The sequence below is a fragment of the Achromobacter animicus genome (assembly GCF_040775605.1).
GTDB classification, from domain to species: domain Bacteria; phylum Pseudomonadota; class Gammaproteobacteria; order Burkholderiales; family Burkholderiaceae_B; genus Achromobacter; species Achromobacter animicus.
In genome coordinates, this window is record NZ_JAYGJK010000001.1 from 1,570,716 (window position 1) to 1,593,423 (window position 22,708).

The 22,708-nt window shown below is 65.7% G+C and carries 16 protein-coding genes; 13 read left to right on the forward strand and 3 right to left on the reverse strand.

Annotated features, from left to right (window positions below; all coding sequences use genetic code 11):
* Window positions 1-6: 6 nt before the first annotated feature.
* Complete coding sequence (locus AB3147_RS07045) at window positions 7-1,023, reverse strand: 1-aminocyclopropane-1-carboxylate deaminase (RefSeq protein WP_279971649.1); 1,017 nt, start codon at window positions 1,021-1,023, stop codon at window positions 7-9.
* A gap of 192 nt (window positions 1,024-1,215) precedes the next feature.
* On the opposite strand from AB3147_RS07045, the gene AB3147_RS07050 reads away from it, so the two are divergent.
* The 12 genes from AB3147_RS07050 to AB3147_RS07105 all read left to right on the forward strand — a co-directional run bounded on the left by AB3147_RS07050 (window position 1,216) and on the right by AB3147_RS07105 (window position 17,134).
* Window positions 1,216-1,686, forward strand: a complete 471-nt coding sequence (locus AB3147_RS07050; protein ID WP_056567804.1) for an Lrp/AsnC family transcriptional regulator — start codon at window positions 1,216-1,218, stop codon at window positions 1,684-1,686.
* Between the two features lie 327 nt (window positions 1,687-2,013).
* Window positions 2,014-4,881, forward strand: coding sequence for a 2-oxoglutarate dehydrogenase E1 component (locus tag AB3147_RS07055; RefSeq protein WP_367351629.1), 2,868 nt, complete (start codon window positions 2,014-2,016; stop codon window positions 4,879-4,881).
* A gap of 103 nt (window positions 4,882-4,984) precedes the next feature.
* Window positions 4,985-6,223: a 2-oxoglutarate dehydrogenase complex dihydrolipoyllysine-residue succinyltransferase gene (gene odhB, locus AB3147_RS07060; protein WP_175122879.1), complete on the forward strand. Its 1,239-nt coding sequence runs from the start codon at window positions 4,985-4,987 to the stop codon at window positions 6,221-6,223.
* Window positions 6,224-6,355: 132 nt separating this feature from the next.
* Complete coding sequence (gene lpdA / locus AB3147_RS07065; RefSeq protein WP_056567795.1) at window positions 6,356-7,783, forward strand: dihydrolipoyl dehydrogenase; 1,428 nt, start codon at window positions 6,356-6,358, stop codon at window positions 7,781-7,783.
* A gap of 84 nt (window positions 7,784-7,867) precedes the next feature.
* On the forward strand, window positions 7,868-8,959 hold the full coding sequence (gene zapE, locus AB3147_RS07070) for a cell division protein ZapE (RefSeq protein WP_105237867.1): 1,092 nt from the start codon (window positions 7,868-7,870) through the stop codon (window positions 8,957-8,959).
* A 112-nt stretch (window positions 8,960-9,071) separates the two neighbouring features.
* The gene (locus tag AB3147_RS07075) at window positions 9,072-9,605 is read left to right on the forward strand and encodes a sigma-70 family RNA polymerase sigma factor (protein WP_175122878.1); all 534 of its coding nucleotides are present in this window, start codon (window positions 9,072-9,074) and stop codon (window positions 9,603-9,605) included.
* Window positions 9,598-10,572: a FecR domain-containing protein gene (locus tag AB3147_RS07080; protein WP_367351630.1), complete on the forward strand. Its 975-nt coding sequence runs from the start codon at window positions 9,598-9,600 to the stop codon at window positions 10,570-10,572. Before AB3147_RS07075 ends, AB3147_RS07080 begins: the two co-directional genes overlap by 8 nt.
* 78 nt (window positions 10,573-10,650) lie before the next feature.
* Entirely contained in the window at window positions 10,651-13,179 is a 2,529-nt protein-coding gene (locus AB3147_RS07085) for a TonB-dependent siderophore receptor (RefSeq protein WP_367351631.1), read from the forward strand.
* Between the two features lie 202 nt (window positions 13,180-13,381).
* Entirely contained in the window at window positions 13,382-13,660 is a 279-nt protein-coding gene (locus AB3147_RS07090) for a DUF3649 domain-containing protein (RefSeq protein ID WP_175122875.1), read from the forward strand.
* Window positions 13,657-15,372, forward strand: coding sequence for a PepSY-associated TM helix domain-containing protein (locus AB3147_RS07095; RefSeq protein ID WP_367351633.1), 1,716 nt, complete (start codon window positions 13,657-13,659; stop codon window positions 15,370-15,372). Before AB3147_RS07090 ends, AB3147_RS07095 begins: the two co-directional genes overlap by 4 nt.
* Window positions 15,369-15,692, forward strand: a complete 324-nt coding sequence (locus AB3147_RS07100) for a DUF3325 domain-containing protein (protein WP_056567777.1) — start codon at window positions 15,369-15,371, stop codon at window positions 15,690-15,692. The genes AB3147_RS07095 and AB3147_RS07100 overlap by 4 nt, the downstream gene beginning before the upstream one ends.
* A gap of 86 nt (window positions 15,693-15,778) precedes the next feature.
* Window positions 15,779-17,134 carry a tryptophan--tRNA ligase gene (locus AB3147_RS07105; protein ID WP_367351634.1) on the forward strand — a complete coding sequence of 452 codons (1,356 nt, stop codon included), beginning with the start codon at window positions 15,779-15,781 and terminating at the stop codon, window positions 17,132-17,134.
* Window positions 17,135-17,184: 50 nt separating this feature from the next.
* Here the strand turns inward: AB3147_RS07105 and AB3147_RS07110 are convergent, their stop codons facing one another.
* Together AB3147_RS07110 and tex are read right to left on the reverse strand one after the other, a co-directional pair.
* The gene (locus AB3147_RS07110) at window positions 17,185-17,691 is read right to left on the reverse strand and encodes a hypothetical protein (protein ID WP_367351635.1); all 507 of its coding nucleotides are present in this window, start codon (window positions 17,689-17,691) and stop codon (window positions 17,185-17,187) included.
* 347 nt (window positions 17,692-18,038) lie between these two features.
* Window positions 18,039-20,414: an RNA-binding transcriptional accessory protein Tex gene (gene tex / locus AB3147_RS07115; RefSeq protein WP_367351636.1), complete on the reverse strand. Its 2,376-nt coding sequence runs from the start codon at window positions 20,412-20,414 to the stop codon at window positions 18,039-18,041.
* Between the two features lie 174 nt (window positions 20,415-20,588).
* Here tex and AB3147_RS07120 point away from each other — a divergent pair, with 174 nt between their 5' ends.
* Window positions 20,589-22,679 (forward strand): ATP-dependent DNA helicase, encoded by a 2,091-nt coding sequence (locus tag AB3147_RS07120; RefSeq protein ID WP_367351637.1) that lies wholly within the window; start codon window positions 20,589-20,591, stop codon window positions 22,677-22,679.
* Window positions 22,680-22,708: the final 29 nt, after the last annotated feature.

Sequence of the window (22,708 nt, forward strand, 5' to 3'; positions counted from 1 at the left end):
CCGCCGCTATCCGTTGCGGTAGAGAAAGCTGTAGGCGTTGATCGCCGGCACCCCTCCCAGGTGCGCATACAGGACCTTCGAGCCGGCGGGAATTTCGCCTTTGCGGATGATGTCCATCATTCCCTGCATGGATTTTCCTTCGTACACGGGGTCGGTCATCATGCCTTCCAGCCGAGCGCACGTGCGGATGGCATCGTTGGTTTCGGCTGAGGGCAGGCCATACGCGGGATAGGCGTAGCGCGTGTCCAGCACCACGTCCTTGTCTTCGATGGGCTTGTCCAAGCCGACGAGGTCGGCGGTGCGCCGCGCGATGCGCAGGACCTGCGCGCGGGTCTGGTCCGGCGTGGCGGACGCATCGATGCCGATGACGCGATCGGCGCGGCCGTCGGCCGCAAAGCCCACCACCATGCCGGCCTGCGTGCTGCCCGTGACCGCGCACACGACGATGTAGTCGAATTTGAATCCCAGCTCGGCTTCCTGGCGGCGCACTTCTTCGGCAAAGCCTACATAGCCCAGCCCGCCTAATTCGTGATCGGACGCGCCCGCCGGAATCGCATAGGGCTTGCCGCCGCGGCGTTTCACTTCTTCCAGCGCCTCTTCCCAACTGCGGCGAAAGCCGATGTCAAAGCCCTGATCGACCAGCCGCACGTCCGCACCCATGAGGCGGCTCATCATGATGTTGCCGACGCGGTCGTAGACCGCATCGGAATAGTCCACCCAGTTCTCCTGGACCAGCACGCAGGCCAACCCCAGTTTGGCGGCCACCGCCGCGACCATCCGCGTGTGATTGGACTGGATGCCGCCAATCGTGACGAGCGTGTCGCAGCCTTGTTCCAGCGCCTGCGGAATCAGGTATTCGAGCTTGCGCAGCTTGTTGCCGCCGAAGGCGAGGCCGCTGTTGCAGTCCTCACGCTTGGCGTAGATCTCGACCTTGCCGCCCAGGTGCTGCGACAAGCGCTCCAGCTTTTCGATCGGGGTATCGCCAAAGGTCAGGCGATGACGGGGAAAACGTTGCAGATCCATGGTGGCTCCTGGTGATTCTGGCGGGCCCGGCGTTGCGGCGGGGTTCGCAAAAATCATAGAAATCATGGGGTTGAGGGGTCAATTGCGTATTTTTTTAATCCGCCAAATCGAAAGGTCGTTTATCCCGATTAATCGATCTAATATTTGCAAAACAAAAAGACCGGCGAAATTAAATTTTTAGGGACGCTATCCATGACCGCCGTTTTCACGCTGGACCGCATCGACCGCCAGATCCTGCGCATTCTTCAGGACGATGCGCAGATCACCAATCTGGACTTGAGCGCCCGCGTGCATCTGAGCCCGGCAGCGTGCCTGCGGCGCGTGGAACGGCTGAAGAGCGAAGGCGTCATCCGAAAGACGGTCGCGTTGCTGGAGCCCGCTGACGTCGACATGGCCACGCTGGTCATCGTTGGCGTGGTGCTGGATCGCTCGACGCCCGATTCATTCACAGACTTCGAGGAAGCGGCCAAGGGCATCAGCGGTTGCCTGGAATGCCATCTGGTGGCGGGCGAATTCGACTATTTCCTGATGTTGCGTATCCGGGACCTGGAACGCTTCAACAAGCTGCATGCGGGCGAGATCATCAAGCTGCCCGGCGTACGCCAGATTCGTACTTTTTTCGTGCTCAAAGAGATCATGTCGACCACCGCGCTGCCGGTTTGACGACGCGTAAACGCAACACTCATCTTTTCTGTTATTTGAAATGACGCGCTGCCGCATTTTGCATTGACGGATTTTGGTGGCGCGTAGACGGCGCGATAGAAGGGGTTGGACGGACATTCCGTTGCCGCATGACAGCATTCCGAAAGGCCTTTTGCGTCACAGAAATGCAGGAAGACGCCCATAAACTCAAAGGGTTATACTTCTCGACCATAGGCTTTCAAGGCTTGTACGCGCCTTCTGCCCCTGCTATCCGCCTAACGGGAAGCCCGTGTCGCGGAAGGTTTTCCTGCATCGTCTCGAGTGAAGCACTCGTAAAGGTGAAGCGATATGTCTTCGGAAATAGAATCTCTATCCACGTCTTACCTCTTTGGGGGTAATGCCCCGTATGTCGAGGAGCTTTACGAAGCCTACCTCGATAACCCCGGTTCGGTACCTGACAACTGGCGCGAATATTTCGACCAATTGCAGCACGCTCCCGCAACCGACGGCCAGGAATCCACTCGCGACCAGGCCCACGCTCCCATCGTCGAATCGTTCGCCCAGCGCGCCAAGGCCAATGCCTTCGTGCAACGCTGCGCCGAACCCGACCTGAGCGTGGCCAGCAAGCAGGTTTCGGTGCAATCGCTGATTGCCGCCTACCGTTCGCTGGGTTCGCGCTGGGCCGACCTCGATCCGCTCAAGCGCCAGGAACGTCCGCCGATCCCCGAGCTCGATCCCGCCTTCTACGGCCTGACCGAAGCCGATCTGGACCAGACGTACTCGGCCACCAACACCTACTTCACGACCGCCAGCACGATGACGCTGCGCGACATCCTGAAGGCGCTGCGCGACACCTACTGCCGCAGCATCGGTGCAGAATTCACCCACATCTCCGACCCCGCCGCCAAGCGCTGGATCCAGGAACGCCTGGAAACCACGCTGGGCGCGCCCACGTACACCGCGGAAGAAAAGCGCCACATCCTTCAGCAGCTGACTGAGTCCGAAGGCCTGGAACGCTTCCTGCACACCAAGTACGTCGGCCAGAAGCGCTTCTCGCTGGAAGGCGGCGAAAGCTTCATCGCCTCGATGGACGAAGTGGTCAACCACGCCGGTGAAAACGGCGTCCAGGAAATCGTGGTCGGCATGGCCCACCGCGGCCGCCTGAACCTGCTCGTGAACATCATGGGCAAGATGCCCGGCGACCTGTTCGCCGAGTTCGAAGGCAAGCACGCCGAAGGCCTGACCGACGGCGACGTGAAGTACCACAACGGCTTCTCGAGCGACCTGTCCACGCGCGGCGGCCCCGTCCACCTGTCGCTGGCGTTCAACCCGTCGCACCTTGAAATCGTCAACCCCGTCGTCGAAGGCAGCGCACGCGCCCGCCAGGAACGCCGCGGCGATACCGAAGGCAAGCAAGTGCTGCCGGTGCTGGTGCACGGCGACGCGGCCTTTGCCGGCCAGGGCGTCGTGATGGAAACCCTGAACCTGGCGCAGACGCGCGGCTACGGTACGGGCGGCACGCTGCACATCGTCATCAACAACCAGATCGGCTTCACCACGTCCGACCCGCGTGACTCGCGTTCGACGCTGTATTGCACCGACGTGGTCAAGATGATCGAAGCCCCGGTGTTCCACGTCAACGGCGACGATCCCGAAGCCGTGGTGTTCGTCACCAAGCTGGCGCTGGACTACCGTCTGCAGTTCCGCCACGACGTCGTCGTGGACATCGTCTGCTTCCGCAAGCTGGGCCACAACGAGCAGGACACCCCGTCGCTGACGCAGCCCCTGATGTACAAGCGCATCGGCCACCACCCCGGCACGCGCAAGCTGTACGCCGACAAGCTGACCACGCAAGGCGTGCTGGCCGACGGCGAAGCCGATCAGCTGGTCAAGGACTACCGTCAGCTCATGGAAGACGGCCAGCGCACCATCGAACCGGTGCTGACCGACTACAAGAGCAAGTACGCGATCGACTGGTCGCCGTTCCTGGGCGCCAAGTGGACCGACCAGGCCGACACCGCCGTGCCGCTGGCTGAACTCAAGCGCATCGGCGAACGCATCACCACCGTGCCGGAAGGCTTCACGGTGCACCCGCTGGTCGCCAAGCTGCTGAACGACCGTCGCACGATGGCCAAGGGCGAAATGAACCTGGACTGGGGCATGGGCGAGCACCTCGCCTTCGCGACCCTGGTTTCCTCGGGCTACGCCATCCGCATCACCGGCCAGGATTCGGGCCGCGGCACGTTCACGCACCGCCATGCCGTGCTGCACGACCAGAACCGCGAACGCTGGAACGACGGCACCTACATTCCGCTGCAGAACGTGTCGGAAGGCCAGGCCCCGTTCACCGTCATCGACTCCGTGCTGTCCGAAGAGGCTGTGCTGGGCTTTGAGTACGGCTTCTCCAGCGCCGAGCCCAACACGCTCGTCATCTGGGAAGGCCAGTTCGGCGACTTCGTCAACGGCGCCCAGGTCGTGATCGACCAGTTCATCAGCTCCGGCGAAGCCAAGTGGGGCCGCCAGTCGGGCCTGACGCTGATGCTGCCGCACGGCTACGAAGGCCAGGGTCCCGAGCACTCGTCGGGCCGCATCGAGCGCTTCCTGCAGCTGTGCGCCGACAACAACATGCAAGTGATTCAGCCGACCTCGGCTTCGCAGATCTTCCATGTTCTGCGCCGCCAGATGATCCGTCCGTTCCGCAAGCCGCTGGTGCTGTTCACGCCGAAGTCGCTGCTGCGCAACAAGGACGCCGGTTCGCCCCTGACCGATCTGGCCGGCGGCAGCTTCCGCCCGGTCATCGGCGAGGTCGACGAGGGCATCGACGCCAGCAAGGTCAAGCGCGTGCTGGCTTGCTCGGGCAAGGTGTACTACGACCTGGTCAACGCCCGCCGCGAGCGTGGCGCCGACAACGTCGCCATCATCCGCGTCGAGCAGCTGTATCCGTTTGCGCACAAGTCGTTCGAAGCCGAACTGCGCAAGTACCCCAAGGCAACCGAAGTGATCTGGGTGCAGGACGAACCCCAGAACCAAGGCGCCTGGTTCTACGTTCAGCATCACGTGTACGAGAACATGGTCGAAGGCCAGAAGCTTGGCTACGCAGGCCGTGCCGCGTCGGCATCGCCGGCCGTGGGCTACCTGGCCAAGCACCAGGAGCAGCAGAAGGCCCTGATCGAAACGGCCTTCGCGCCCAAGTTCAAGGTCATGTTGACGAAGTAACCTTTACTTGATGCACGCGCCGCGGGCGGCAAGCGTTCCGGAACCCCGTTTCGAACCTTGCCGCGCCGCGTGACAAGAACATACTCTCTACGGAATAAACAAAATGGCTATTACCGACGTCGTCGTTCCCCAACTTTCCGAATCCGTTTCCGAAGCGACCCTGCTGACCTGGAAGAAGCAGCCGGGCGCTGCCGTTGAAGCCGACGAAATCCTGATCGAAGTCGAAACCGACAAGGTCGTGCTGGAAGTGCCGGCCCCCGCCTCGGGCGTGCTGGCCGAAATCGTCAAGGGCGATGGCAGCACCGTGACCTCGGGCGAAGTGCTGGCCCGCATCGACACCGCCGCCAAGGCTGGCGCCGCCGCCACCGCGCCGGCTGAAGCCCCGAAGGCCGCCGAGCAAGCCGCTGCTGCTCCCGCGCCCGCCGCTGCCGCACCGGCCTCGACGGCCGCCGCCGGCGTCGCTTCGCCCGCCGCCTCGAAGATCCTGGCCGAGAAGGGCGTTGACGCCGCTTCCGTGGCGGGTTCGGGCCGTGACGGCCGCGTGACCAAGGGCGACGCCCTGGCCGCCAGCGCCGCTCCCGCCAAGGCCGCACCGGCCAAGGCCGCCGCCGCGCCCGCCCCGACCACGCTGTCGCTGGACGGCCGTCCGGAACAGCGCGTGCCGATGAGCCGCCTGCGTGCCCGCATCGCCGAGCGCCTGCTGCAATCGCAGCAAGAAAACGCCATCCTGACGACGTTCAACGAAGTCAACATGCAGGCCGTGATCGACCTGCGCGCCAAGTACAAGGACAAGTTCGAAAAGGAACACGGCATCAAGCTGGGCTTCATGTCGTTCTTCGTCAAGGCCGCGGTTGCCGCGCTGAAGAAGTACCCGCTGATCAACGCCTCGATCGACGGCAAGGACATCATCTACCACGGCTACTTCGACATCGGTATCGCTGTCGGCAGCCCGCGTGGCCTGGTGGTGCCGATCCTGCGCAACGCCGACCAGCTGTCCATCGCCGACATCGAAAAGACCATCGCCGACTTCGGCCGCCGCGCTGCTGACGGCAAGCTGGGCATTGAAGAAATGACCGGCGGCACGTTCTCGATCTCCAACGGTGGCGTGTTCGGCTCGATGCTGTCGACCCCGATCATCAACCCGCCGCAATCGGCCATCCTGGGCGTGCACGCCACCAAGGATCGCGCCGTCGTCGAAAACGGCCAGATCGTCATCCGCCCGATGAACTACCTGGCCCTGTCCTACGACCACCGCATCATCGACGGCCGCGAAGCCGTGCTGGGCCTGGTCGCCATGAAGGACGCCCTGGAAGATCCGCAGCGCCTGTTGCTGGACCTGTAATCTCGACGCCCCTGACCGGCGCCGCGCCCGACCTGCTGGTCGCGCGGCGCCCGGGCCGGCTCCCCGCCGGCCCGCAGCCCGACTGCGCTGGGCAGGAAGTGCGCTTCTTCATCCCTCATTCGCGAGAACACTATGTCCAAACAATTTGACGTCGTCGTGATCGGCGCAGGCCCCGGCGGCTACATCGCCGCCATCCGCGCCGCGCAGCTCGGCATGTCGGTCGCTTGCATCGACGCTTGGCAAAACGGCCAAGGCGGCCCGGCTCCCGGCGGCACCTGCACCAACGTCGGCTGCATCCCGTCCAAGGCGCTGCTGCAATCGTCCGAACACTTCGAACAAGCCAACCACCACTTCGCCGAGCACGGCATCGAAGTCAAGGGCGTCAGCCTGAAGCTCGACACGCTGATCGGCCGCAAGAACACGGTGGTCAAGCAGAACAACGACGGCATCCTGTACCTGTTCAAGAAGAACAAGGTCACGTTCTTCCACGGCAAGGGCGCGTTCAGCGGCCAGGTGGAAGGCGGCTGGGCCATCAAGGTCACCGGCACCGCCGAGGAAGACCTGGTTGCCAAGCACGTCGTGGTCGCCACCGGCTCGTCGGCGCGTGAACTGCCCGGCCTGCCGTTCGACGAAAAGGTCGTGCTGTCCAACGACGGCGCACTGAACATCGGCGCCGTGCCCAAGACGCTGGGCGTCATCGGCGCCGGCGTGATCGGCCTGGAAATGGGCAGCGTGTGGCGCCGCCTGGGTTCCGAAGTCACGATCCTGGAAGCGATGCCGGAATTCCTGGCTGCCGCCGACGGGCAAGTGGCCAAGGAAGCCCTCAAGGCTTTCACCAAGCAAGGCCTGAACATCCAGATGGGCGTCAAGATCGGTGAGATCAAGGCGACCGCCAAGTCGGTGACCGTGCCCTACGTCGACGCCAAGGGCGCCGAGCAGAAGCTGGTCGTGGACAAGCTGATCGTCTCGATCGGCCGCGTGCCCTACACCGGCGGCCTGAACGCCGACGCCGTGGGCCTGAAGCTGGACGAGCGCGGCTTCGTGGCCGTCGACGGCGACTGCAAGACCAACCTGCCGAACGTCTGGGCAGTGGGCGACGTGGTGCGTGGCCCGATGCTGGCGCACAAGGCCGAAGAAGAAGGCGTGGCGGTTGCCGAGCGTATCGCCGGCCAACACGGTCACGTCAACTTCGACACCGTGCCGTGGGTCATCTACACCTCGCCGGAAATCGCCTGGGTCGGCAAGACCGAGCAGCAGCTCAAGGCCGAAGGCCGCGAGTACAAGGCCGGCAGCTTCCCGTTCCTGGCCAACGGCCGCGCCCGCGCGCTGGGCGACACCACCGGCTTTGCCAAGGTGATCGCCGATGCCAAGACCGACGAAGTCCTGGGCGTGCACATCGTGGGCCCGATGGCCTCGGAACTGATCTCGGAAGCCGTGACCATCATGGAATTCCGCGGCGCCGCCGAAGACATCGCCCGCATCTGCCACGCGCACCCGACCCTGTCGGAAGCCGTGAAGGAAGCCGCTCTGGCCGTGGACAAGCGCGCGCTGAACTTCTAAGCCGCGTCTGACTTCTGCAAGACCGGGGGCGGGTTCCAGGACCCGCCCTTTTCTTTACTCCCTTCAGCTTGATCCGGTTCCCCTATGAATGTCAGCGACTACTACGAACACGCATTGGCCGAACGCGGCTACAAGCCCGACGACGCGCAGAAGAAGGCGATCGACCGCTTGCAGCGCTATTACGACGAATGGGTCAAGTTCAAGTCGATGCGCTCGAATGCGCTGAAAAAGCTGCTGAACCGTCCCGACGTGCCGCGCGGCGTGTACCTCTGGGGCGGCGTGGGCCGCGGCAAGAGCTTCCTGATGGACGCCTTCTATGCCACCGTGCCCGTCGTGCGCAAGACGCGTCTGCACTTTCACGAGTTCATGCGCGGCGTGCACCGCGAACTCGAGGAAGTGAAGGGCATGCAGGATCCGCTGGACGAGGTCGCCAAGCGCGTGGCCAAGCGTTACCGGCTGATCTGCTTTGACGAATTCCACGTGTCCGATGTGGCGGACGCGATGATCCTGCACCGCCTGCTGCTCAAGCTGTTCGAATACGGCACGTCCTTCGTGATGACGTCCAACTACGAACCGTCCACGCTGTACACCGATGGTCTGCACCGCGACCGCGTGCTGCCCGCCATCGCGCTGATCCAGTCGCGCATGGATGTCATGAACGTGGATGCGGGTATTGATTACCGCCGCCGCTCGCTGGAGCAGGTGCAGAGCTATCACACGCCGCTGGACGAGAACGCGCAGAAGGCGCTGCAGGCGGCCTTCGATGCATTGGCGGATACGCCGCCGCAGGATCCGGTGCTGCACATCGAGCACCGCGAGATCCGTGCGCTGGCGCTGGGCGGGTCGGTCGTGTGGTTCGACTTTGCCACGCTGTGCGGCGGTCCGCGTTCGCAGAACGACTACCTGGAACTGGCCAACCGCTTCCATGCCGTGATCCTGTCGGGCGTGCCGCGCATGGGGCCGCGCCAGGCGTCCGAGGCGCGCCGCTTCACCTGGCTGATCGACGTGTTCTACGACCACCGCGTCAAGCTCATCATGTCGGCCGAGTGCGAACCTGAAGAGATCTACACGGAAGGCGCGCTGGCCAACGAGTTCCACCGGACGGTGTCGCGCATTCTGGAAATGCAGTCGCGCGAATACCTGGAATCCGAACGCCGGTTGGCCGTGACGTTGTAGTAAAGCCTCATCCGGTCCTCATTTCGAGGGCCGGGTGGGCGCAATCATTGTTAATGCAAGTCATTATCAATTAAGATTTTGGGACTTTTGGTTCAGCGCCGCAGTCTCAACCGTGTCTTCCACCTTGCTTTCCTCATCGGCCCCGTGCGTCGACGCCCAGGTCGCGCCTGTCGATGGCCTGTATCGCGATCACCGCCCGTGGCTGTTCGGGTGGCTGCGCCGCAAGCTGGGTTGCGAACACCGCGCGGAAGACCTGGCCCAGGACGTCTTTGTCCGGGTGATCCAGGGCCGCAAGCAGGTGCGCGCCAGCGAGGCGCGCGCGCTGCTCACCACCATTGCAAAAGGCCTGGTGGTCGATCACCAGCGCCATGCCGCGCTGGAGCATGCGTATCTGGCCTATCTGGCCACCGTTCCCGAATCCTATGCGCCATCGCCCGAGGCGCAGGCCGAGCAACTGCAGGCGCTGGTTCAGCTGGATCGCCTGCTGGACGGGCTGCCGCCCAAGGCCCGCGCGGCCTTCCTCTTGTCGCAGCTTGATGGCCTGACGTATCCGGAGATCGCCGAACGCCTCGATGTGTCGTTGAGTTCGGTGCAGCAGTACATGGTGCGCGCGATGTCCGCCTGCTATGCCGCGATCCATGCCTGACGCGGCCAAGGGCGCGCCTGTGGACGCCCGCCCGTCCGATGCCGTGGTGCGCGAGGCCATCGCGTGGTGGGCGCGCCTGCAATCGGGCATTGACGATGCGCGCGACCACGAATCCTGCCGGGCCTGGTTGGCCCAGGACCCCGCGCACCGCGTGGCGTGGGATCGGCTGCAGGACATCGGCCGCAATGCGCGCCGCGTGCCGGCGGCCCTGGCGCACACGGCGCTGAATGCGCCTGCCTCGCACGGCCGGCGCGCCGCGTTGCGCTGTCTGCTGGCCGGCGCGGGCATCGCTGCCACCGGGTGGGCGGGCTACCGCCATGCCCCGTGGCAACGGCTGGTCGCCGACTACAGCACCGGCGTGGGCGAGCGCCGTGCGCTGGCGCTGGCGGACGGGCTGCGCGTTACGTTGAACAGCGATACCGCGGTGCGCGTCAATGTCAGCGGCAGCGCGCGCGACATCGATCTCCTGCGTGGCGAGATGCTGGTGCAGGCCGAGCCGCGCCCCGGCGTGCAGGCGCTGCGCGTGGATACCGGCTACGGCGAATTGCGGGCCGAGCGCGCGCGGTTTGACCTGCGGCGCACGGGGGAGGGTTCGCGCGTGGGCGTATATGAAGGCACCGTCGCGCTGCTGCGCCAGGGCGTGCTGACGCAAGTGAGCGCCGGTGAACGGCTTGCCTACGCCGACGATGGCGAGGTCCGCCGCGGCGCGTCGGACCCGGATCGCCTGGCGTGGGTGGACGGGATGGTGGTGGCCAAGGAGTGGCGGCTGGACGATTTTGCCGAGCACCTGGCGCGCCAGCGGGTGGGCGTGATCCGCGTCGATCCTGCGGTGGCGGCATTGCGGCTGTCGGGGGTGTTTCCGCTGGACGACGCCGAGCGCGCGCTCAAGGCCCTGGAACACACATTGCCCATCGCAGTGACGCGCCGCACGCAGTACTGGCTGCAGGTTGGCCCCAGCGGCGCCTGAGTTACAAATTTTCTTGCCGGCGCATTGCAGGTTTTGCATCCCCGTACGGAAAGCAGAAAGAAACCACCGTACAGGGAGATGTTTGTGTCCGCTTCAATCCACCCGCGCCTGCGCACACCGATGACCGCCGGCCGTAAAGCTGTGCTGGCCGCGACCTGCGCCGGGGCGCTGTTTGCCGGTGCGCCGGCGGCTTGGGCGCAGCCGGCGCCTGCCGCAGGTGCGCAAGCCACCGCCAATGGCCAGCGCAGCTACCAGATTCCCGCAGGGCCGCTGGCCGACGCGCTGACCCAGTTCGCGCGCAGCGCCGGGGTGGTGCTGTCGTTCGACCCCGCGCTGGTGCGCGGCCGGCATTCGGATGGGTTGAATGGTTCTTACACGGTGGGCGCGGGCTTCTCGCGCATCCTGGCGGGCAGCGGCCTGCAGGCGCGCGCGCAGTCGGGCAACACCTGGACGCTGGCGCCCGCGCCGGTCTCCACGGGCGACACGCACACGCTCGCGCCGGTGACGGTGACGGGCATGTCGGACAGCGCCTTTGCGCCCACGGTGGGCTATGTGGCCACCGCCAGCGCCAGCGCCACCAAGACCGACATCCCGCTGATCGAGACGCCGCAGTCGGTGTCCGTGGTCACGCGCGAACAGATCACCGAGCAGGGCGCGCAGACGCTGAACCAGGTGCTGCGCTACACGGCGGGCGTTGCCACCGAATCGCGCGGCGCCACGGCGACCCGCCTGGACCAGTTCAACGTGCGCGGTTTCTCGGCCTCGACGTATTTGGATGGGCTGCGCGTATTTGGCGGCCGCGATGCGCTGCCGCAGGTCGACGCCTTCCGCCTCGAGCGCGTCGACGTCCTGAAGGGCCCGGCGTCGGTGATGTACGGGCAGGGCGGTCCGGGCGGCGTGGTGAACCAGGTCAGCAAGCGTCCGCTGGAAGAGCCGCTGCGCGAAGTGGAGCTGCAGGTCGGCAACTACGACTTCCGCCGCGCCAACTTCGACTTCGGCGGCCCCATCGACGAAGAGGGCAAATACCTGTACCGCCTGGTGGGTTCGGGCTACATGTCTGACGGCCAGGTTCAGGACACCAAGGAGCGCCGCTACTTCGTGTCGCCGGCGTTCGCGTACAAACCCAATGCGGACACGTCGCTGACCATCCTGACCAACTTCCAGCACGATCCCGACATGGGCTCGTACGGCGCCGTGCCGGCGATGCGCACGCTGCTGCGCGCGCCCGACGGTTTCCGTCTGCCGGCCGATTACTACGATGGCGACGCCAATTTCGAAAAGAGCGACCGCAAGAGCTATTCGCTGGGCTACATCCTGGACCATCGCTTCAACGACACCTTCAAGGCGTCGCAAAGCCTGCGCTGGACGCATTCGGACGCCAAGTACCGCAGCGTCTACGGCGCGATGACCAACTACTACGGATACACCGACCCGACCTACCTGTATCACCAGCGCGCCTCCATCGCGACGGACGTGGACGTTGGCGCGCTGACGATCGACAACAACCTGCAGGCGCGGTTCAACACGGGCAAGATCGGCCACAACGTGCTGGTGGGCTTCGACTATCAGCACGTCAAGACCGACACGCTGTCGGGCTTTGGCTCGGCCCCCCCGCTGTACGTGAAGAACCCGGACAACTTCCAGAACATTCCGGTTCCGGCGTTCTCCAGCGACGCGTCTACCACGCAGTACCAGACGGGCGTGTACTTTCAGGACCAGATCAAGATCGACCGCCTGTCGTTCCTCTTGGGCGGGCGCTACGACTGGTCGCGCAACGTGGGTGAAACGACCGCCATCGCTTCCGGCCGTGTCACCCCGTCCAAGCTGAACGCAGAAGCCTTTTCGGGCCGGATCGGCGCCATCTACAACTTCGACAATGGCGTCGCGCCGTACTTCAGCTATTCGGAATCCTTCGAGCCGCAGTCGGGCACGGGCTGGAACAACACGCCGTTCAAGCCGATCGAGGGCAAGCAGTACGAGGTGGGCATCAAGTACCAGCCGCCGGGTTCGGCCACGTTGCTGACGTTCGCGGCGTTCGACATCCGCCGCGAGAACATGACGACCACCGATCCGGATCCGACGCACGTGTGCGGCACGGCCGGCGGCCGCTGCTCGATCCAGGCGGGTGAACTGCGCACGCAGGGCATCGAGCTCGAAGCCAAGACCGAGCCGATGCGCGGACTGTCGCTGATTGCCGCGTACTCGATCATGAACAACGAGTACACCAAGGCCTACCCGAATGCGGCCGGCTTCGACCTGACCGGCAAGACTCCGGCCGCGCTGCCGTCGCAGCAAGCGTCGGCGTGGGCGCGCTACCAGCTTCAGGAAGGGCCGCTGGCCGGCCTGGGCGTTGGTGGTGGCGTGCGCTACATCGGATCGTCGTATGCCAACGAGGCCAACACGCTGAAGGTGCCGAAGGTCACGCTGGTGGACCTGATGCTGGACTACGACCTGGGCCGCGCCTCGCCCGCGCTCAAGGGCATGCAGGTGGCGCTGAACGTGCAGAACCTGTTCGACAAGGAGTACATCGCGTCGTGCTCCGGCGAATCGTGGTGCTGGTTCGGCTACCAGCGCTCCATCAAGGCCAGCTTGCGGTATCGCTGGTAAGCAACGCCAAAAGGCGGCTCCCTGGCGAGCCGCCTTTTCTTTTGGTCCGAGACTGCCGTTCCTGTCTTAACGAGAATCGTTATAATTCAGGCCTTATACAGGGAAAGGCGGATAAGCTCGGAAACCCCGTCCCCACCCCGGGTCCGCCACGGACCCGCAACCACCTAGAACTCCCGTGAAAGCTCCCGCAGCCGGCGCAGGCATGATGCGCTACAGAATGGCCGTTTTCTCTCGCGCGACGGCCGCCATCCTGGGCGGCTACGCCCTGGCTTCGGCGGCGGCTGCCTGTCTGGCGGTCTGGCTGCCCATGGGGCGCGCCGACGCCGTGACCGCGGCGCAGATGCTGTCCTTCGTGGTCTACGCCTGCGGCGTGATCTGGGTGTTCGCCACGCGCAGCGCCTGGCGAGCCTGGGCCGGCATCCTGGGCCCGGCCGCGCTGCTGGGCGGTCTATTCCTGGCGCATCGGCTGGTGGCGGCATGAAGGCGGCCAAGCACAAGCATCCCGGCGAAGAGGGCATTCGTCAGTCCATGTCCTGGCTGCACACGTGGGCCGGCCTGATCTTCGGCTGGGTGCTGTTCGCCATGTTCCTGACCGGCTCGCTGGCCTTCTTCCGGCCCGAGATCACGCGCTGGATGCAACCTGAGGTTCAAGCCCAGCCGGCGCCGGCAGTGCAGGCCGTTGCCACGGCGCAGCGCTATCTGGCGGAACACGCGCCGGACGCCAAGCGCTGGTTCATCACGCCGCCCTCGGATCGCGAGCCCCTCATTCAGTTGCTGTACCAGACGCCCAAGCCCAAGCCGGGCGAACGCGGCTTCGTGCGCGTCAAGCTGGATGCGGCCACCGGCGAGCCCGTGACGGCGCGCCAGACGCGCGGCGGCGACTTCTTCTACCGCTTCCATTTCGAACTGGAGACCGCGTTTCCGTGGGGGCGCTGGCTGGCCAGCATCGCGGGCATGTTCATGCTGGTGGCGATCATCAGCGGCATCATCACGCACAAGAAGATATTCGCGGACTTCTTCACCTTCCGGCCGGGCAAGGGCGGGCAGCGCGCCTGGATGGACGGCCACAACGTGCTGTCGGTGCTGGGTCTGCCGTTTCACCTGATGATCACCTTCAGCGGCCTGGTGCTGTTCATGGTGATGCTGATGCCGGCGGGCATCCAGGCCGTGTACGACAATCCGCGCCAGTTCACGAGCGAGGTCTTCAAGGCCAACAAGATCACGCCACCGCAGAACCAGCCGGCGCCGCTGGTCGACATCGCGCCGCTGGTGGAACAGGCGCAGCAGCATTGGCAGGGCCGCCTCGGGCGCGTGACCGTCAACAACCCCGGCGATGCGGGCGCTACCATCACGCTGGTGCGCAACGTGGGTGACGGCGTGTCGTACGGGCTGCTGGCGCCCTTCATGCGCTTTGATGGGGTGACGGGCGCGCTGCAGGAGGCCGAGGACGATCACAGCGCCACCGTCGTGACGACGGGCGTCATCACCGGCCTGCACCTGGGCCTGTTTGCCGAACCGCTGCTGCGCTGGTTCTATTTCATCGTCAGCCTGGCCGGCACGGCCATGGTGGCCACAGGCCTCGTGCTGTGGATCGCCAAGCGCCGTCAAAAGGCGCGGCAGGGCGACGCGCGGGAAGCCTTCTCGCTGCGTCTGGTCGACGGCCTGAATGCGGGCACCATCGCGGGCGTCGTGTTCGGCGTGGCGGCGGTGTTCCTGGCCAACCGGCTCCTTCCGGCCGACATGCCCGGCCGCCAGGTCTGGGAAGTGCGCGCCTTCTTCATGGCCTGGGGGCTGTCGCTGGTCTACGCGTTTCTGTTCCAGCGGCGCAAGTGGCAGGACCTGCTTGCCATCGCCGCCGCCGCGCTGGCGCTGGTGCCCGTGGTCAATGCGCTGACCACCGACCGGCACCTGGGCGTTTCCCTGCCGCAGGGCGACTGGGTGATGGCGGGCTTTGACCTGACGTGCCTGGCCAGCGCCGTGTTCTTTGCCTGGATGGCGGTGAAGGCCGCCCGCGCCCGCAAGGCGCCCGCCAGAACGGCAGGCAAGCCGCGCGCCGCGCGCAACGAAGCGGTCAAGGCCGCCGTCGCCGCCACTGCCCATACCCCGGCAACCGCCCCAGCCCCCGCCCACGAGCCCGCCGTCCCGGCCGCCGTGCACCGGACCGCTTTTGAACCGCGAGGTGATACGCCATGACGCTTGCCGCCTTCTGCCTGGCCTATGCAGGGTTTTCCGCCCTGTGCCTGGGCATGGACCGTCACTACGAAGACCTGTTCGACCGCGCCTTGCCGCGCCGCCATCGGCTGCCGCTGCGGCTGTTCGGCTGGGCGTCGCTGGCGCTGTCGTTGTGGGCGTCGGCGGCGGTCTGGGGCTGGAGTTACGGCACGGTCGAATGGATCGGCATCCTCAGCATCGCCGGTTTGCTGCTGATCTGGTTCCTGACCTTCCGGCCGCGCGCCGCTCTCACCGCGGGCGGCCTGTGCGCGCTGGCGGCGCCAGTGCTGGCGGTGCTGTAAACACGGGGCCACGAGTCTTTCCGGGGCGGGGTCGGGCTGCGGCACGTTACACTCAGGGCTTCCCCTAGCAACCGCCTTCTCGCCTCATGAACACCCGCGTCCTTACCGGCATCACCACGACTGGAACTCCCCATCTCGGCAACTACGCGGGCGCGATCCGTCCGGCGGTGCAGGCCAGCACGCAGCCCGGCGTGGACGCATTCTTCTTTCTGGCGGACTACCACGCACTGATCAAATGCGACGACCCGGCGCGCGTCGCGCGCTCGCGTCTGGAAATCGCCGCCACGTGGCTGGCAGTGGGCCTGGACCCCGAGCGCGTGACGTTCTACCGCCAGTCGGACATCCCCGAGATTCCCGAACTGAGCTGGCTGCTGACCTGCGTGACCGCCAAGGGCCTGATGAACCGGGCGCATGCCTACAAGGCCTCGGTGGATCAGAACGTGGCCAAGAACGTGGATCCGGACGACGGCATCACCATGGGGCTGTTCTCGTACCCGATCCTGATGGCCGCGGACATCGTCATGTTCAACGCCAACAAGGTGCCCGTGGGCCGCGACCAGATCCAGCATCTGGAAATGGCGCGCGACATCGCGCAGCGCTTCAATCATCTGTATGGCCGCGAGTATTTCTCGCTGCCGGAGGTGGTCATCGAAGAAGATGTGGCGACGCTGCCCGGGCTGGACGGCCGCAAGATGTCCAAGAGCTACAACAACACGATTCCGCTTTTCGAAGGCGGCAAAAGCGCATTGCGCGCCTCGGTGATGCGCATCGTGACTGACTCGCGCGAGCCGGGCGAACCCAAGGACGCCGAATCGTCCCATTTGTACACGCTGTACCGCGCATTTGCCACGTCCGAGCAATCGGCGGCGTTCCGCCAGCAGCTCGAGGCCGGCATGGGCTGGGGCGATGCCAAGCAGGCGCTGTTCGAGCACCTGGAAAACCTGCTGGCCCCGATGCGCGAAAAGTACGTCGACCTGATGGCCAACCCGGGCCGCATCGAAGACATCCTGCAGGCGGGCGCCGCCAAGGCGCGCAAGCTTGCCGTGCCGTTCATGCAGGAACTGCGCGAGGCCGTGGGCCTGCGCACGTTGGGCGCCGCCGCTACGGCGGGCAAGAGCGCCCAGGGCAAGAAGGAAAAGTCCAAGGGCGCGCGATTCGTCAGCTTCCGCGACGAGGACGGCGGCTTCCGCTTCCGCCTGCTGGCGGCCGATGGCGAGGAACTGTTGCTGTCGCAGCGCTTTGCCGATCCCAAGGAAGCGGGCGCGCTGATGCGCCGCCTGCAGTCCGAACCCGCCGACAGCGTCCTGCAGGCACATGCCCAGGGCTATGCGGTGGTGATCGACGGTGTGACGGTCGCCACCGCGCCCGAAGGCGTGCAGGGCGAACCGGCTGCGGGCATCGCGCGCACGCGCGAAGCGCTGCTGTCGCTGGCGCAGGAATAACCGGTAGCGGATGGACAGAGACGGCGCGGGCAATCCGCGCCGTTTTGCATTCAGTTCAGGCGTGCGCTTGCGACGATGCGTCCGTCGCGCACCTGAAAGCGCTGCACGCGGCCTTGCCCCGCGATTTCAAGCTGGTCGCCGTCCGAATAGCCCGTGACGTGGGGACAGTCCAGCCATTGCGGATTGATGAACGGAAAATACTTCAGCGTGCCGCTGCCCTCGCTGGCGAAGTCGAACGTGGTGTTGGCCACGACTTCGGGATCCCATTGGCTGGCGTCGTAGGTGATCACGCAGCCGATGCCGATGCGGTAGACGATGCTGGCGCCCATGCTGGCAAATCCCAGCGCGCCCACATGCAGTTGCGCGCCATTGCGCAGTTCGATGACCCGGCTGCCCAGGCGTTCGAGTGTGACGTGCTTGAAGGTGACCGCGGCGCTGTCGACGATCAGATGCGAATACTGACCCAACGTCACGTCGCCGTAGACGCCGCTTGCCGTGGCGTCCTTGTCGGTGATGGTTGCGGTTTCGTTTGCGGCGAGCGTAATGGTGCTGAGCATGACGGAACGGATCTCCGGGCTATCAGGGGCGCGCTCTTGTTCTGATGCTGCTCCTCGACAGGCGCTTCGCGCAGTAGCTCGCCTGACCGCGGGTGGTTGTGCCGCCGGTGAACGCTTTAGTGAAAGACAGCGTCATGCCGGTTTTTATTATTTAGACACAATTAGATATTTTCACTTATTTCTGTGGTGCCGAATTGCGGGAGCGCAACAAAAGCGACTGATCTAGGGGTAAGCCCCTAGGTTGCAGGCGCGACCTGAAGGTGATCTGGCGGGGCAGCCCAAAAGAAAATCCCGGCGCCTCGGGCGCCGGGATTTCGGTAAAGCAGGGATGCCGAGGGATCAGCGGATCAGCGCTTCAACTTGGCAAACGCGTCGGCCATGGCGCTGTTCATCGACGCTGCTGCGCCGCCGCCTGCGTTGCGGCCGCCATCGCCCTGACGGCGCGGGCGATCACCGCCCTTGGGCGCATCGGCGCTGCGGCGGGCGGGCGCGGCGGTGTCGTTCAAGCGCATGGTGAGCGCCACGCGCTTGCGCGCGGCGTCCACTTCCAGCACCTTGACGCTGACCGTCTGGCCGACGCGCACCACGTCGCGCGGATCCTTCACGAACTTCTCGGCCAGCGCCGAGATGTGGACCAGCCCGTCCTGGTGCACGCCGATATCGACGAACGCGCCGAAGTTGGCCACGTTGGTCACCACGCCTTCCAGCACCATGCCCGGGTACAGGTCGTTCAGCGTTTCCACGCCTTCCTTGAACTGCGCCGTCTTGAACTCCGGGCGCGGATCGCGGCCGGGCTTTTCGAGTTCAGCGAAGATGTCCTTGACGGTCGGCAGGCCGAAGCGCTCATCGGTAAAGTCCGACGGCGACACGCCTTTCAGGGCTTCGCGCTGGCCGATAATCTGCTTCACTTCGGCCTTGATCTTGGCCACGATGCGCTCGACCACCGGGTAGGCTTCGGGGTGGACCGACGAGGCGTCCAGCGGGTTGTCGCCGTTGGGGATACGCAGGAAGCCCGCGGCCTGTTCGAATGCCTTCTCGCCAAAGCGCGGAACCTTGCGCAGGACCTCGCGCGTGGGGAACGCGCCGTTTTCGTCGCGGAAAGAGACGATGTTCTTGGCCAGCAGCGAGTTCAGGCCGGACACGCGGGCCAGCAGCGCGGCCGACGCCGTGTTCACGTCCACGCCCACCGCGTTCACGCAGTCTTCGACCACGGCGTCCAGCGAGCGCGCCAGTTCGCGCTGGTTGACGTCGTGCTGGTACTGGCCCACACCGATGGCCTTGGGATCGATCTTGACCAGTTCGGCCAGCGGATCCTGCAGGCGGCGGGCAATGGACACGGCGCCGCGCAGCGTCACGTCGAGGTCGGGGAATTCCTGGGCGGCGATTTCGGAGGCCGAGTACACCGACGCGCCCGCTTCGGAAACGACGACGCGGGTGACCTTCAGGTCGGGGAAGCGCTCCATCATGTCGCCGACGAGCTTTTCGCTTTCACGCGAAGCCGTGCCGTTGCCGATGGCGATCAGGTCCACGTTGTGGCGCGCCACCAGCGCGGCCAGCGTGTTGATCGTGCCTTCGCGGTCGCGGCGCGGCTCGAACGGGTACACGGTGGTGGTGTCGACGACCTTGCCGGTCTTGTCGATGACGGCGACCTTGCAGCCGGTGCGGATGCCAGGGTCCAGGCCGAGCACGGCCTTCGGACCGGCCGGCGCGGCCAGCAGCAGGTCTTTCAGGTTGGCGGCGAACACGCGAATGGCCTCGGCTTCGCCGCTTTCGCGCAGGCGGCCGATCAGTTCGCTTTCGAATGCGGTCAGGAGCTTGACGCGCCAGGTCCAGCGGCAGACTTCGCCCAGCCAGCGCGCGCGCGGCGTGGCGTCCAGTGCGAACAGGCCGTTGCCGAGCTTCAGGAAGTTGGCGATACGGGCCACGCACGGATGCGGCGTCTGGGCTTCGAGGTCGGCTTCCAGGCCAAGGCGCAGCTCGAGCACGCCTTGCTGGCGGCCGCGCAGCAGCGCCAGGATGCGGTGCGAGGGCAGGGTGCGCAGCGGCTCGTTGAAGTCGAACCAGTCGCGGAAGTTGGCGCCTTCGGTTTCCTTGCCCTCGATCATCTTGGAGTACACCAGGCCGGTGGACCACAGGTGCTCGCGCATGTCGGCCAGCAGGTCGGCGTTTTCGGCGTAGCGTTCGGCCAGGATGTCGCGCGCGCCATCGAGCGCCGCCTTGGCGTCGTTGATGGCGGCTTCAAGATTGAGGTATTGCGCGGCCAGCGCGGCGGGATCGCAGGCGGGATCGGCCAGGATGGCGTCGGCCAGCGGTTCGAGGCCGGCTTCGCGGGCGATCTGGGCGCGCGTGCGGCGCTTGGGCTTGTACGGCGCGTACAGGTCTTCCAGGCGCTGCTTGGTGTCGGCCGTGGCGATTTCCTGCTGCAGCTCGGGCGTCAGCTTGCCTTGCTGCGAAATGGATTCCAGGATGGCGCCGCGGCGTTCTTCGAGCTCGCGCAGGTAGCCCAGACGGACTTCCAGGTTGCGCAGCACGGTGTCGTCCAGGCCGCCGGTCGCTTCCTTGCGGTAGCGGGCGATGAAGGGCACGGTGGCGCCGTCATCCAGCAGTTCCACCGCCGCAGCGATCTGGGAGGCGCGGGCGCCCAACTCGGTGGCGAGTTGAGCGACGATGCGGGCGTTGTCGACGCCGGTGGCGACGTTCGTGATAGTGGAAGTTTCAGACATCTCTATACGACGGCAAAAAGGGAAAACGAGGGGCGGATTGTGCCATAAGCCGTTGTTACGGAACGTGGCCGAAGTGACTGATCCGTCCCTCTGCCAGGGGCATTGCGGCAGGCCGCAAGCAGGAAACCGGCGCGCCAGCGGGTATCATTTGGGGCCCTACATTAGGCTGCTGTAATGCTGGACCTGGACATATCCGAATTCTTTGACGAGGACGGGCCGCTGGCCACGGCCTTGCCCGGCTACAAGCCGCGTCCATCGCAGGTGGAACTGTCGCAGGCCATTGGCCAGGCCATCCAGGACCGCGCCACGCTCGTGGCCGAAGCCGGCACCGGCATCGGCAAGACCTGGGCCTATCTTGTACCCGCCTTCATCCAGGGCGGCAAGGTGCTCATTTCCACCGGCACACGCACGCTGCAAGACCAGCTTTTCGCGCGCGATCTGCCGCGGGTGCGCGCCGCGCTGGCTGCACCCGTCACGGCCGCGCTGCTCAAGGGCCGCGGCAACTATGTGTGCCACTACCACCTCGAACGCCTTCAGGGCGACGAGCGCGCGCTCAAGTCCCGCTCCGAAATCCAGCAGCTGCGCCAGATCCAGGTGTTCGCGGGCATCTCCAAAACGGGCGACCGCAGCGACCTCGCGCAGGTGCCCGAAGACGCCGACATCTGGCAACGCGTCACGTCCACCCGCGAGAACTGCCTGGGCCAGGAATGCCCGCGCATCCGCGATTGCTTTGTCGTAAAGGCGCGCCGCCAGGCGCAGGAAGCCGACGTCGTCGTGGTCAACCATGCGCTCTTCATGGCGGACCTGATGCTGCGCGAAGAGGGCGTCACGGACCTCCTGCCTGAAGCCGACACCGTCATCTTCGACGAAGCCCATCAATTGCCGGACACCGCCACGCGCTTTCTGGGCAGCAGCGTATCCACGCACCAGTTGATGGACTTCGGCCGCGCGCTGGAAGTCGCGGGGCTGGCCTATGCGCGTGAAGCCGCGAAATGGAGCGACGTCAGCCGTCACATCGAAACCGCCGCGCGCGAATTGCGGCTGGTCTGTGCGCCGCTCGACAAGATGCCGGGGCGCAAGGCCACATTCGAGGCCATCCCCAATACCGAGGAATTCGACGAGGCGCTGCTGTCGCTGCGCGAAGCCATCGACAGCGCCACCAAGGCGCTTGGCGCCATCGCCGGAAAGCATCCGGATCTGCTCGCCGCTGCCCGCATGGGTGCGGAAATTTCGGTCAAGCTCAAGCGCTGGGCCACGCCCGGGCGCAGCAGCGGCGCGCACGACGACGAAGGCTGGGGCCGCGACGATCAGGCCCCCGTGCAGAGCCCGCTGGGCGACGGTCCGTCCACGCCCGCGGCATTGCTTGAAGGCGCCGCGCAGGCCGAACAATGGACGGGCCCGGCCGTGCGCTGGGTCGAACACGGCCTGCATCACGTGCGGCTGCATTCGGCGCCGCTGTCCGTGGCGCAGGCGTTCTCCAAGTTCCGCAAGCCCGGCCAAGCCTGGATCATGACCTCGGCCACGCTGTCGATCAACGGCGAATTCACGCACTTCACCGGCCAGCTCGGGCTGGACACCGCCCGCACCGGCAAATGGGAGTCGCCGTTCGACTACCCCGAGCAGGCGCTGCTGTTCGTGCCGCGCGGCATGCCTGAACCGCAATCGCCGCAATTCCTGGATCGGTTCGTCCAGACGCTGATGCCGCTGCTTGAGGCCAGCCCGGGCGGCACCCTGGTGCTCTGTACGACGCTGCGCGCCGTCGACAAGGTTGCCAACCTGCTGGCCGACGCCTTCGACGACGCGGGTCATGACTGGCCGCTGCTCAAGCAGGGCGAGGGCACTCGCCGCGATCTGCTGGACCGCTTCTGCAAGCTCAAGCATCCGGTGCTGGTCGGCAGCGCCAGCTTCTGGGAAGGCATCGACCTGCCGGGCGACGTGCTGACGCTGGTGGCGATCGACAAGCTGCCGTTCGCGCCGCCGGACGATCCCGTCATTGAGGCCCGGCTGCGCGCCTGCAGGGCGCAGGGCGGCAACCCGTTTGCCGAATACCAGTTGCCCGAAGCCGCGATCTCGCTCAAGCAGGGCGCGGGCCGGCTTATCCGTACCGAATCCGATTGGGGCGTGCTGATGGTGGGCGACGCGCGGCTGGTGGAAAAGCCGTACGGCAAGCGCCTGTGGCGCGGCCTGCCGCCGTTTGCGCGCACACGCGAACTGGAAGAGGTGCTGGCGTTCTACCGGCGTAAACGCGGACCGGACGACGCGTAGCACGCCCCCCCCCCCGCGCGCCCAGCAGG